Genomic DNA, 12610 nt, shown 5'->3' on the forward strand with positions numbered 1-12610 from the left:
TATTTTTTTTTGGAAAACCATTATAACTTGGTGAAAGTATCAAGAAATCAGAGTTGAGAATACCTAATGGATACAATTTATGAATTGGAAATACCTAGAATTAGCAAGGTAATACAAGAAGGGAGTCATTATCGTATATTAATACAGGTACCTGAAGGGATGCTTGACTATCCATTAAAGCAAATCATCAAAGAAATAAATGATTTTAGTGAAGAATTAGAAATCTTCGTTTCAGGCGATCCTAGTTATGGAGTATGTGATGTTGCTACTAATTTAGCTAAGATACTTGATTGCACTCTTCTTATCCATTTTGGTCACACTTCCTTTAGATTTGAGAAAAAGATTCAAATATCTTTGAAAAACTTAGGAATACAACTTCTTTTAATCCCAGCTTTCGTTAATATTAATATTTCACCATTTCTTCCCAAATTATTAGATAAATTAGTTGAATTAAACTGGAAACAAGTAATTTTAGTGTCAACTGCTCAACACCTTAATATTTTAGCTTCAGTTGAGTCTTTTCTTGTTTCTAATGGGATAGAGGTAAGAAATCAAATTGAAAGACAAATATTGGGGTGTCATGTCTTAAATGCAAGAAGAAATAAACAAGAATCAGTTGACGGTGTGATTAGTTTACATGCAGGAACTTTTCACACTAATGGAATGATATTAATCTTAGATACTCCTATTATACAATTAGATCCTTATAATGGAGATATTCAATATTATTCTAGTGAGATACGAAGACAAACTATCCAAAAGCGGTATATCGAGATTCATAAATCAAAAAATGCAAAAACTTGGGGAATTATTAGTAGTTCAAAATTAGGACAATTTAGTAAGAGTAAAATCAAAAATATAAAAGAAATAATGGCTGGAAATAACTTGGATTCTATCACGGTTGCTACTGAGAAAATTGATTTTTCAGCATTATCCAATATAACATGGGTTGATGCATGGGTAAATACAGCATGTCCAAGGCTGGCTTTTGATGATCAATTTCGTGTAGAAAAACCTATAATAAGCTACAAAGAATTTTTATATCTGTATAACCAACTATCATGGGAAAGATTACTTGAGATGGGGTTCTTCTAATTTAATGATAATTACTCTTCTAATTCTAAATTCGAAGGAGTTCTCTAGATTATTTTATATAATTTTCATGTATTTATGACTTTGTTCAAAAAACATGATGATAAAACTAGGAAGTTTCTTCCTTGGAAAAGGAAATATATGTGAGAAAAGGACTGAATCAGGATAGACATTATTCTCAAAGCCAATTTGATTTTTCCTTTTCAAAAAATGGGGTTCAATTAAAAGGGAGTAATTTACTTGTTGTTTTATCAACTGAGGGAGGATTACCTATCTATACGCGTTCAATTCACGTAGATAAATTTGGTCGAATCCATAATATAAAACGTGAACTTTTTGAACCTAATAGTGAGCCAATAATGTTAATGTCAGGACTTATTGAGGCTATTAGCCAGTTAAAAGAGGTAGTTCGTCCTACACTTGTTGAAATCACTGAAGAAACAGATCATCCTATCTTTGTTGACTATACCAAAACTCAAAATGGTATGGCATTGATAACCCTTTCAACATCATCTGAGTTTCAAAACTTATCAAAAACGCTACTTTCTCAGCATTTACCTATGCTAGATGATTTAAAAGGTTCATTAAACTTGTGGGAAAATGGTTTTGACCAGATTCTTGAAGATAGATCCTTAGCTGACGATTCAACCATTTATAAAAGAATTTTAGGCCAGATTAAGAAAGATCTTGGTGGATTAATCTCTTTCATTTTAGTTTATGATGATAAAGGAGAATTTCTATTCTCTACATCACGAAATCAAGACAATCCACTCATTTCAGACTCAATTATTCCAACAATTTCCCGATTTGTGAAATATGAATATATTTTTCACAAACGACCTGATTCAATTCTTGGAGCAAAACAACTTAAGGATTCTGTGATATGGCATTTTAAATGTTATAATAGGATTTTTGTGTTTTTGACATATCGTGTTCCTGATATGCACACATTCTGCACAATTAAGTCTGAAATGATTACATTTATTTCAAATAATCTAGAAAAATTCATTGAAGCGTGTAATTGGCATGATAAGGAGTTTCACCTAAATAAAGCACTTCAAAGTTCACGGTTCGTCTTTCTTTCCTGATTAAACAGTTCTTGATTTCTTTTATTCAAATTTTTTATTTTTATTTTTTCTTGATCCTCTAATAAACTTTAAATTAGAATATAGAAATAATTTCTCTATCATATAGCTACCGGAAATGGAAAATAATGTCCGAGGAAGAGAAAAAGCCTTTAATAACTGAACTCGCCAAATCAAGTCGATCCTCTTGTCGTGGGTGTAGGAATAAGATCAATAAAGGTGACCTAAGAGCAGGGATTCCATTTAAATTCACAATAGAATCTGGGAAGGAAGTTTTCTCTTATGGATATTACCATATTCATTGCGTTCCTAAATCGCATCAGGATGAAGTATTACACCTATTAGAAAAAAACGATTTAGTTACCAAGAATGAAGTATTTGAAATACGTAAAAACATCATTCAATCAGCATCTGATACACCAAAATTAGATGAAGCTCCTTTTTTAGAAGTTTCTAAGTCATCTCGATCTTCTTGTAGATTGTGTGAAAATAAGCTTCTGAAAGATGAATATAGAGTAGCTGAACCTTCAAAAATTGAACTTTCAGACGGACGGGTAATATCTGGCCATAAGTATTATCATCTTAATTGTTTTTTAGATTCTCAGAAGAATTCAAAGGAAATTTTCTCATCAATTATTCAAGAATCTTTGAGAAGAAATATCCTTACACCTGAGACGATTGAGAATATAAAGAGTAGCTTTTACTCTACATTCAAGGAAGAAGACAGTGCTTCATTGGTATTAAGAATTATAGGGGAGACACCAATTTCAATCGAGATAATTAAGCAAAAAGCCAAGGAAATGAATGTCAATTTTAACATTGTTGAAAAAGTTCTAAAACAGAGGTTAGAAAAGGGCGAAATTTTCGAGCCTCAATTAAATCATTTTCAAAAACTTTGATTTCAAAAAAACAGGTAATTTAAATAAAGCTGGAAAATCCGTTTTCGGATCAAAATCTCTAATTTTTCTTAAATTTATCAATTTTTACCTGTAAATGATTAAAAACTATTGAAGCAACTTTTTTATAACCTACATTTGACAGATGAACTCCATCTCCTGAATCAAATTGTGAATTTAAAAAATATCCATCACTTAAATCGTTAAATACATCTATTGAGGTGAAATCTATTCCAGATTGAGTTATAATTTTCTGATTAAGTTCCATTATTGTCGGATGAATCTCAGTCCATCCCATAGGTGGTATAGTAATTATAAAAATTGATATAATCTCTTTTTTTGCTATTCTTACACCCTTCATTAAATTTTTCCAAATTGAATCAGCTGAATAGCCCAATGCAATATCATTTGCACCAGCCCAAAGTAATATGAAATCATATCTATTTTTATCTAAAATACGGGAAAGTCGTGAAAGAATTTGTGAAGAAATTTGACCGCAAATTCCATGATTATCGATTTTAAACCAAATATTTTTGTTTTCTTCAGATAATTTTCTTTCTAACCAGTATTCATATGAACTTTTTTGATCTCCACCATAAAATGGATCATAGGAAGGAAAACCCGCTGTATGCGAATCTCCAATACAGAGGATTTTAACTATTTCATCCAATTTAAATGCTCCAGATTTTAAAATCACTGTTTAGGAGAATCTAGAGTATTAAGAATATTTGAAATATCTATTTTCTCAAATTTTAGTTTTGAAAATTCATAGAGTGTTCCTAATAGGACAAATAAATAAATTGGAACATTTAAATATGTGATCCAATCAACTAATTCCCAAGAATTTATGTTTAAAGTTAGATTAGTAAGACCTTTTGTAGTAAGCCAAAAATAGACACTAATAAAGGTATATATAACACATAAAGGAGCTATTGTAATAACACGACGTGTAGAGAGAAGTAATCTCGCTTCTTCTTCTTCAAACAGGGATAATGAATTTGTTATACGAATCCAGGCAATCCCAAAGATATAAAGTATAAATAAGCCAGAAAGTAGAAATATCCCCAATTCTAATTTATAAGGATTCATTAGGAAATACCTATCAGGAAAAATAGCACCAAGTAATGCCATAAAGATTGCTGATCCAAAGACTCCAGGAAGGTACCTTTCAAGAAATTGAGTATTATTTAAAAAAGCTGAGAGAAAAGCTTGATTTACTTGCAAAAAAATGATCCATACAAAAACATTGGCAAAAAGAAACATATTGGATTGATTTGAGGGTTCAAAGAAATTTGATATATCAAGAATGAAAAATGTAATAGTACTTGCCAAAAAAGTAATAGCAATATGAAGAATAGTCTTCTCGCCTGTCTTTCGATAATTATTAAAAAGAACTAGAAAATTTAGAAAAGATAAAAAGGTTGCAAAACTTAACGGGATAAATAATATTAAAATTTCTAAAATTCCAACCATTTTTTTAACCTCTAAGGTTCTTTTTATCTAAACCCAATTCGTGATATATTCGTGATGCATATTCCTTAGCCCATGATTCAGTTTTCTCTTCAAGTACTTTTGCAGCCAGGACTGAAACTTTAAGATTTAAAATTCTGGCGTTATATTCAAGAAGTTCTCTTGTTTGTTTATTAATTCTTATTGAAAGAACACTAGTTCTAGACATGGATAATCACAGGGAGAATTGAATTTAGTTACTGTGTAATACGATGTAAACGAGGAATTATTAATGAATTATTATTTCTTTGATATTGATACAGGTTGCTCTTATATAGGATTTGAAGCTAATGGCTGATTACAAAACATCAATAAAAACATCCAAGTACTCCTCGGAGTCAAAATTTATATTTAAACTGTTAATTTGGATTCGTGCCGTTCGTGCTCCATTTTTCACCGCATCAATAATTCCTTTAAGTTTAGGAATGGCTATCGCTTGGTATGAAGGTCAGGTTTTTAATCCTATACTTGGTATTATGACCTTAATTTCAGGGGTAGCAATCCATGCAGGTACTAATCTAGCAAACGATTACTTTGACGAAGAAGCCGACAATATTAATGAATTTTATTCCCAATTTAATGGAGGATCCCGAATTATACAGGATCAAGTTCTTCCTTCCTCACATATAATAAAAGCGTCAATTGCGTCATATTTTATTGGAATACTTCTAGCTATATTATTAATTTTCTTGACGAATGGCTATCTCCTGATATTATTCCTGATTATAGCTATTGGATTAGGTTTTTTCTATACTGCAATACCTGTTCAATTTAGCTACCATGGCATGGGTGAAATTGCCGTATTTGTCGGTTTCGGACCACTAGGGGTATTAAGCGCGTATTATATACAGTTGGGTCATATTAATTCCGTTATTCCATTTTTTGCGTCCATTCCAATTGCGATCTTAATTGCAATGGTTCTATTTTTGAATGAATTTCAGGACTTCGAGGCGGATCTAAAAGCAAATAAAAGAACATTAGTGGTTATCTTAGGAAAGAAAAAATCAGCTATAATTTATCAGATCGGATTAATTCTTACATATTCTTCTTTATTGTTATTATTATTAATATTGAAATTACCACTATTAGTTCTATTACCAGTAATTAGTTTTCCCTTGGCATTAAAAATAATAAAAATTGTTAGAACAAATTACCTTAATATAAATGAGCTACTACCTGCAAATGGCCAAACTATAGCTTTACATTTTATATTTGGTTTACTAATAATTGTTGGATTTATTCTAGCTTAAATCTACCATGGAATTTCTGATATTTTATCTAGAAGCTCGCTTAAATGTTCAATTTTAAAGTCAGGTTTTATTTTGTTAATATCTTTAGAAGTAGATCTATTGTTTTGAAAGTGCATAGTTCTGAAATTGGCCTTTTTGGCACCAATAATATCATTTTTAAGGTTCTCCCCAACATGGATTATATCCTGTGGATTTTCAATTCCCAATTCAGTTTGAGCAGTACCGAATATAAAAGGGTGGGGTTTTGAGAATCCAACTTCATTTGAAAATGTCATAGAATCAAATATATTACCTAAAGCTAGGTTATTAGCAACCAATTCTCTATAAGCATCACCTGAGGAATCCATTGTATTAACAATAAGACCAAGTTTAAAATTTTCTCGTTTTAAATGGCTTAAAACTGAATATGTTTCACTTCTTGGTTGAATTTGGAAGTTAAAAAGCGAATTTACGAAAATCTGTTCAATTCTAATTCGTATTTGATATTCTGGGACAATAGATAAATTTGTTAAAAGAAGATTCGTTAATCTCCCAACTCCATAATCGAAACCTCGTTCTTTTCTTTCGAAATTTATTGTATTATAGGTGTTTTGAAGAGCTCTTTCATATTGTGGTCGGGAAATATCATATCTTTCAGCTAGCAATTCATAAATTAAAAATTCGCGATGCCCTCGTTCGTAGTTCATAATTTCCGCACGGATTGGGGTTGTTAATACTCCGATAAGACTGAATGTTATTGCATTCATACCGATAATGCGTCCTAACTATAATTTTTGGACTCTAGAGAAATATAATATATTATCCAAGCTTTGTGAAGCTGCTTTTTTTATGTAAACCTACTTTATATTTTTACCCTCATTATTATAAATTATAAAAAATATTAAGATTATAGTATTAAAAACGTAATAAGTCTTTAAGATGATTTTTTGAGCTGGTTAAGTCAATGAAATGTCTTGGTATCGATGTAGGGGGAACATTTACTGATTTTATCTTAATAGACTCAGATTCTGGGTTTGTAAAGGTTGAAAAGGTATCCAGTACTCCACACGATCAATCCCTTGGCATTGATACTGGTTTGAGTTTATTAGGAGAGAGTATTAAAAGAATAGATGTCCTTGTACATGGCACAACTGTTGCCACAAATGCAATTCTTACCCGAAGTGGGGCTAGAACTGCTCTTATCACGACAGCAGGATTTACAGATGTTTTAGAAATCGGACGACAGAACCGTACCAACTTATATTCGTTATATCCAAAACGAATTACCCCTCTTATTCCCAGAGAGTACCGTTATGGAGTGAAGGAGAGGATAACATCAAAAGGAGAAATTCTTGAAGGTTTATCTGTTGAAAATGTAGCTGAAATTATTGAACATCTTAAGAAAAATAAAATCAACTCCCTAGCAATCTCCTTATTCTTTTCTTTCTTTAATCCATCTCATGAATTAATAATAGAAGATTTAGTTCGGAAATCAATCCCAGATATTAGTATTTCTAGATCCAGTTGGGTGTTACCTGTATTTAGGGAGTATGCTAGAACCAGTGCAACTGTTTTAGACGCATTTGTGGCTCCTCTTATGCGTAATTACTTTAATTCCTTACTAGTTAAAATTAACAAGCGAAATATTAAGATTTCTCCATTAATTCTATTATCAACAGGTGGTGTAACTCAAATTAAAAATGCAGCTGAAAAATCAGTTGAAACTGTATTATCTGGTTTAGCTGGTGGTGTATTAGGGGGATTATATTCAAGTAATGAACTAGGAATTAAAAATGCCTTAACTTTAGATATAGGTGGTACGAGTACTGATGTTGCAAGTGTTTTAGAGGGAAATATTGAAGTTACAACAGAAAATACCGTTGCAGGTTATCCACTCCCTCTTCCAACCATTGCAGTACAAACTATCGGGGCCGGTGGTGGATCTATAGCACGTTATGAACACGGTGTTTTTCGTGTGGGTCCAGAAAGTGCTGGAGCAGAGCCAGGACCTGCTTGTTATAATCAAGGAGGAAAAGAACCTACAGTAACTGATGCTAACTTAGTTTTAGGAATGTTAAATCCTAAATTTTTCTGTGGAGGATCAGTAGAAATTTTTCCCAAATTAGCAAGTGAAGTTATTCAATCTTTAGCTGAAGAATTAGATTTTCCATCAATTTATGATTGTGCTTCAGGGATTATCGAGATTTTTGAAAATAATATTTCTCTTGCACTAAGAAAGGTTTCTACAGAAAGGGGATATGATAGTCGTAATTTTTCCCTAATCGCATTTGGTGGAGCAGGCCCATTACATGGTTGTTCATTAGCAGATCGGTTATCGATGAAACATGTTATTATTCCTCCTTATCCAGGAGTTTGGTCAGCATATGGATTATTGACTGCAGATATAAGACATGATTTGACCAAATCTATTTTGAAACCCATGGATATAATTACAAAGCAGGAACTTGAACAGGAATTCTCTGAGCTTACAAATATGGGCGTAAATCAATGTATGGATGATGGATTTAAAGAAAAAGATGTTATGATCACACGTAGTTTGGATGTAAGATTAATTGGTCAATCTTATGAATTATCTGTTCCTTATTATGGGGATTTAAAAGCAACGTCACATGCATTTGATAAAGCGCATGAAAAAGCATATGGATATTCCTCTCCCGATGCAAGGCGAGAGATTGTGAATATTCGTGTTGCAGCATTGGTTCCATTGCCAAAGTTTCATCTAAGGTCTTTACCATCTGGTAAAAAATCACCCCCTGAGGAGTCACATCAAGGTAGAAGAGAAATTTTTCTTCAGGGTCAGTGGTGTGAGGTTGAAATTTTTCTAAAGTCAATGCTTGAAGGTAATAACATCATTGATGGGCCTGCTATCATTGAACAAAATGATTCAACTACATTGATTTCTCCGCATTGGCAAGGTGAAGTTATCCTTGATGGTCATATTTTACTCCAAAAATTGATTTGAGGGTTTTATTCATGGAAGTTGATCTAGTATCTCTATCTGTTATTCAAAAAGCTTTAGAAAATATTGCAGAAGAAATGGGTATAGTTTTGAAAAGAGCTTCGTTTAGTCCTAACTGCAAAGAACGCCTAGATTTTTCATGTGCCATTTTTGATAAATTTGGAGAATTACTTGCACAGGCTGAACACATACCAGTCCATCTTGGAGCTATGTTTTCTTCAATGGAAATAATACTTCAAACCTACTCAAAAGAAACTATGAGATCTGGAGATATAATTATCCTTAATTCCCCGTACACAGGAGGTACCCATCTACCTGATATAACTTTTCTGATGCCAGTTTTTATAGAAGGAGAATTAAGTTTTTTCGTCAATAATCGTGCACATCATGCGGACATAGGCGGATCAACACCTGGTTCTATGCCAGGTATTTCTACTGAACTTTTCGAAGAGGGTTTGATTATTCCCCCAGTTAAGCTATATTCCGAGGGAAAAGAAGTAAAAGATATTATGAATTTAATCCTAGCTAATGTCCGTGTAAAATCTGAAAGATTAGGTGATTTTCGTGCACAGCGAGCTGCGCTGCTTCGTGGCGAAGAAAGATTGAAGGAATTATCTATTCGATATGGTAAAAATTATTTACTAGAGGCTGCTAAACAATTATTGAATCTTTCAGAGAAAGCTTTTCAGAGACAACTCCAAAGGTTTCCTGAAGGTGAATTCACTTTTGAAGACTATTTAGACTCCAATGGAGTAACCGATGACCCAGTAAAGATTAAAGTGGGAATAAAAAAATCAAATGAAAAAATAAAAGTTTCTTTTGTAGGAACAGACCCACAACAAATTGGAAATTGTAATGCTCCAAAAGGAGTAGTTTATTCATGTGTTTATTATGTATTTCGGTCATTAACTGATCCAGCTATCATGACAAATGCTGGATTATTTCGAAATATTGAAGTTAATATACCAAAAGGTAGTTTATTAGATCCTGCATATCCTGCAGCAGTTTCTTCTGGGAATGTTGAAACATCACAAAGAATTACTGATGTATTATTAGGAGCACTCTCTTCAGCTCTTCCTGAGCAAATTCCGGCCGCTTCACAAGGAACGATGAATAACATAACTATAGGTGGGATTGATTATGAAGGAGTTCCTTTTACATATTATGAAACTATAGGAGGAGGGGTAGGGGGAGCTAAATCATATTCTGGTATCTCTGCGATACACTCTCATATGACTAATACTTTGAATACACCAATTGAAGCGTTAGAACTCTCCTATCCCCTTAGAGTCAAAACTTACTCATTCCGTGAAAATTCAGGAGGGAATGGCATCAATAATGGAGGAAATGGAATTATCAGAGAAATTGAAGGATTAGTTGACACTAAAGTGTCCCTGCAAACTGAACGTCGGAAATTTTGTCCTTATGGGTTATTTGGGGGAGAAGCTGGTGCTAAAGGAATTAACATCAAAATAACTAAGGATAACAAAGAAATCCAGTTACCAGGTAGAGTTATTATTTCTTTAAAGGTAGGAGAATCTTTGAAAATTATGACTCCAGGCGGTGGAGGGTATGGAAAAAGGGAATCAGAAGATGATTAAAAATCAAAATGAGTTATTGTCTTTCGCTCGAAGTGAAAATACTCGAATTCGACGTGAAATTCTTCTTAACCTTTATGAGAGCGCATTAGTTGCTGTAAATCCATTGAACATCATACAAAATAATATTGTGATAACCCATGATCAGAATGAGCTCCAGATTTTTGAAAAATCAATAAAAATTCGAAACAGAAAAATATGGATAATAGGAGGTGGAAAAGCTGTTGGGCATATGGCACAGGCTTTAGAAGAAATCCTTCAAAATTGTGAACTTTCTGGGATAGTAATAGTGCCTAAAGGAGTAAAATCTCAGCTTAAACTAAAGAATATTGAGTGTTTGGAGTCAGAGCATCCAATTCCTTCATTTAAAAATGTCGAAAACACTGAAGCCCTTTTAGAAGTTATTAAAAAGATTAAAAAAGAAGATCTTGTTCTCGCATTAATAAGTGGAGGTGGTTCGGCTTTATTAACAGCACCTATTGATACAATTTCTTGGAATGATTTTCAGAGATTCAACTTGCTTCTCATTACTAATAAGATGACAATACAACAAATCAATATTATTCGAAAGCATATTTCAAATATTAAAGGTGGAAGATTGGCTACATACTGTAAATCAAATGAAATTTTAGTATTAGTAATTTCTGATGTGATCGGAGATGACCTTACTAGCATCGCTTCAGGGCCATTCTATCCTGATCCAAGTACATTTAAAGATGCAAAACAGATACTTCAAGAATTCAATTTATGGGAAAATAGTACGCCTTTCTCTATTAAAGAACACATACAGAAAGGTATCAAATCTTTGGTAAAAGAAACTCCTAAACCTTATGATCCAATATTTCAGAATATATCTCATTTTATTCTTGCATCAAATAAAATTGCCTGCAATTTTGTTATTGATGAAGCTAATAGATTGGGTATAAGGTATAAATTTCTTACTAATCAACTAGAAGGGAATTTTAAGGACATGGTAGAATATCTTTTCAAAGAATTCACTGAATTTTTGTCTAAAGGCGAAAATTCTTGCTTGTTTATTAGCGGAGGAGAACCAACAATTGAAGTTACAGGAAAAGGAATAGGAGGAAGAAACCAAGAAGTTGCTGCATTAATGTTGTTAAAGTTCAAAGAATTCAGAGGAAAATTCTGTTTTTTATCTGCTGGAACAGATGGAATAGATGGAAATTCTCCATATGCAGGTGCGATTGTTGATACAGATTCATTAATTATTCTAGAACAAAGTGGATTAATTATCGAAAATTATCAACTTAATAATGATCTTACAACCTTTTTTAGTGTACTAGGTGGCTCATTGATAAAAACTGGACCAACAGGTACAAATGTAATGGATATTCATTTTTGTTGGATAGAGAAGAGTTAGAATCTCAATGAATTTCTCTATTAAAATATGAGGATAATCGAACTGTTTTTAAGATAAGTTCGTGTCAATGAAGTAAATAATAATCCATTTACGAAAATTATGGATTAAAAGAGGAGTTATCTTATGGAATTGACAAAGACTGGCGTAGTTGGTCTTGATGAATTATTAGGAGGGGGGATCCCTAAAGGATGGACTACAATATTATCTGGAGAACCTGGTGCGGGAAAAACTTGTCTTTCGATTGGATATCTTGTAGAAGGTATCCGTCAGTATAATGAAAATGGGATTTTTCTTTCATTCAATGAATCTCGAAAAGAATTATTATTGACTCAAAAATCATTTGGTTATAACTTAGAGAAATATGAAAAGGAGCAGAAAATTCGCATATTGGACTTCTCTTATGGAAAAGCGTTAGGCCAGGGGCAGATTGCTTTACAACAGGGAAAGCTTGATTTACCTGGTCTCACAAAAGAGCTTAAAACGGCAATAAATGACATCAATGCAACACGACTTGTTATTGATCCACTTACTATTATCTCTTTGCTATTTGATGATGTTCGTGAAGTTCGTTACAACTTTTTACGATTTTTTGATGTAATTAGAAGATTTGGTGTAACATCAATTGCAATAACAGAAAGTACAGGGTTAACAGATTACACTATAGAAGATTTTCTAGCATCAGGAGTTATACACCTTTATAACGAAAGAACTGGGTCGAAAAGACAACGGGGAATAGAAATAATCAAAATGAGAGGGATTAAACATAAACGAGGAGTTTTTCCTTTATCCATTACTGAAAAAGGGGTAATAATTTCTCCAGATGTTGAATTACCTTCATAA

At 32.5% G+C, this 12610-nt stretch carries 12 protein-coding genes; 8 read left to right on the forward strand and 4 right to left on the reverse strand.

The genetic code is table 11. The features are described from left to right. The first annotated feature begins 66 nt into the window (after positions 1–66). The 3 genes from dph2 to ACWVCY_RS05310 all read left to right on the forward strand — a co-directional run bounded on the left by dph2 (position 67) and on the right by ACWVCY_RS05310 (position 3076). Positions 67–1095, forward strand: a complete 1029-nt coding sequence (dph2, locus tag ACWVCY_RS05300) for a diphthamide biosynthesis enzyme Dph2 (RefSeq protein ID WP_455140891.1) — start codon at positions 67–69, stop codon at positions 1093–1095. A gap of 122 nt (positions 1096–1217) precedes the next feature. Further along, positions 1218–2180, forward strand: coding sequence for a hypothetical protein (locus ACWVCY_RS05305; protein WP_455140893.1), 963 nt, complete (start codon positions 1218–1220; stop codon positions 2178–2180). 125 nt (positions 2181–2305) lie between these two features. Beyond that, a complete protein-coding gene (locus tag ACWVCY_RS05310; protein ID WP_455140895.1) occupies positions 2306–3076 on the forward strand; it encodes a hypothetical protein in 771 nt (256 codons plus the stop codon). Between the two features lie 58 nt (positions 3077–3134). On the opposite strand, the gene ACWVCY_RS05315 is transcribed toward ACWVCY_RS05310, so the two are convergent. The 3 genes from ACWVCY_RS05315 to ACWVCY_RS05325 are packed head-to-tail and all read right to left on the reverse strand — an operon-like array spanning position 3135 to position 4751. Next, positions 3135–3743: an SGNH/GDSL hydrolase family protein gene (locus ACWVCY_RS05315; RefSeq protein ID WP_455140897.1), complete on the reverse strand. Its 609-nt coding sequence runs from the start codon at positions 3741–3743 to the stop codon at positions 3135–3137. 23 nt (positions 3744–3766) lie between these two features. Then, complete coding sequence (locus tag ACWVCY_RS05320; RefSeq protein WP_455140898.1) at positions 3767–4546, reverse strand: hypothetical protein; 780 nt, start codon at positions 4544–4546, stop codon at positions 3767–3769. 4 nt (positions 4547–4550) lie between these two features. Next, a complete protein-coding gene (locus ACWVCY_RS05325; RefSeq protein ID WP_455140900.1) occupies positions 4551–4751 on the reverse strand; it encodes a hypothetical protein in 201 nt (66 codons plus the stop codon). A gap of 121 nt (positions 4752–4872) precedes the next feature. On the opposite strand from ACWVCY_RS05325, the gene menA reads away from it, so the two are divergent. Further along, a complete protein-coding gene (gene menA, locus ACWVCY_RS05330) occupies positions 4873–5832 on the forward strand; it encodes a 1,4-dihydroxy-2-naphthoate octaprenyltransferase (protein WP_455140902.1) in 960 nt (319 codons plus the stop codon). Between the two features lie 2 nt (positions 5833–5834). Here the strand turns inward: menA and ACWVCY_RS05335 are convergent, their stop codons facing one another. Then, a complete protein-coding gene (locus ACWVCY_RS05335) occupies positions 5835–6578 on the reverse strand; it encodes an HAD family hydrolase (protein ID WP_455140904.1) in 744 nt (247 codons plus the stop codon). 197 nt (positions 6579–6775) lie between these two features. Here ACWVCY_RS05335 and ACWVCY_RS05340 point away from each other — a divergent pair, with 197 nt between their 5' ends. The 4 genes from ACWVCY_RS05340 (at position 6776) to ACWVCY_RS05355 (ending at position 12610) form a co-directional block, all read left to right on the forward strand. Beyond that, on the forward strand, positions 6776–8794 hold the full coding sequence (locus ACWVCY_RS05340) for a hydantoinase/oxoprolinase family protein (RefSeq protein WP_455140906.1): 2019 nt from the start codon (positions 6776–6778) through the stop codon (positions 8792–8794). Positions 8795–8805: 11 nt separating this feature from the next. Next, on the forward strand, positions 8806–10392 hold the full coding sequence (locus ACWVCY_RS05345) for a hydantoinase B/oxoprolinase family protein (protein WP_455140908.1): 1587 nt from the start codon (positions 8806–8808) through the stop codon (positions 10390–10392). Then, complete coding sequence (locus ACWVCY_RS05350; protein WP_455140910.1) at positions 10364–11770, forward strand: glycerate kinase type-2 family protein; 1407 nt, start codon at positions 10364–10366, stop codon at positions 11768–11770. Before ACWVCY_RS05345 ends, ACWVCY_RS05350 begins: the two co-directional genes overlap by 29 nt. Positions 11771–11893: 123 nt before the next feature. Then, positions 11894–12610 (forward strand): RAD55 family ATPase, encoded by a 717-nt coding sequence (locus ACWVCY_RS05355; protein WP_455140912.1) that lies wholly within the window; start codon positions 11894–11896, stop codon positions 12608–12610.

This window comes from Candidatus Hodarchaeum mangrovi, assembly GCF_975850365.1.

Excerpts from the sequence above, each read along its gene's own strand:
- dph2 (WP_455140891.1), top strand. The coding sequence starts at position 67 with ATGGATACAATTTATGAATTGGAAATACCTAGAATTAGCAAGGTAATA.
- ACWVCY_RS05310 (WP_455140895.1), top strand. The coding sequence starts at position 2,306 with ATGTCCGAGGAAGAGAAAAAGCCTTTAATAACTGAACTCGCCAAATCA.
- ACWVCY_RS05320 (WP_455140898.1), bottom strand. The coding sequence starts at position 4,546 with ATGGTTGGAATTTTAGAAATTTTAATATTATTTATCCCGTTAAGTTTT.
- ACWVCY_RS05325 (WP_455140900.1), bottom strand. The coding sequence starts at position 4,751 with ATGTCTAGAACTAGTGTTCTTTCAATAAGAATTAATAAACAAACAAGA.
- menA (WP_455140902.1), top strand. The coding sequence starts at position 4,873 with ATGGCTGATTACAAAACATCAATAAAAACATCCAAGTACTCCTCGGAG.
- ACWVCY_RS05335 (WP_455140904.1), bottom strand. The coding sequence starts at position 6,578 with ATGAATGCAATAACATTCAGTCTTATCGGAGTATTAACAACCCCAATC.
- ACWVCY_RS05340 (WP_455140906.1), top strand. The coding sequence starts at position 6,776 with ATGAAATGTCTTGGTATCGATGTAGGGGGAACATTTACTGATTTTATC.
- ACWVCY_RS05345 (WP_455140908.1), top strand. The coding sequence starts at position 8,806 with ATGGAAGTTGATCTAGTATCTCTATCTGTTATTCAAAAAGCTTTAGAA.
- ACWVCY_RS05350 (WP_455140910.1), top strand. The coding sequence starts at position 10,364 with ATGGAAAAAGGGAATCAGAAGATGATTAAAAATCAAAATGAGTTATTG.
- ACWVCY_RS05355 (WP_455140912.1), top strand. The coding sequence starts at position 11,894 with ATGGAATTGACAAAGACTGGCGTAGTTGGTCTTGATGAATTATTAGGA.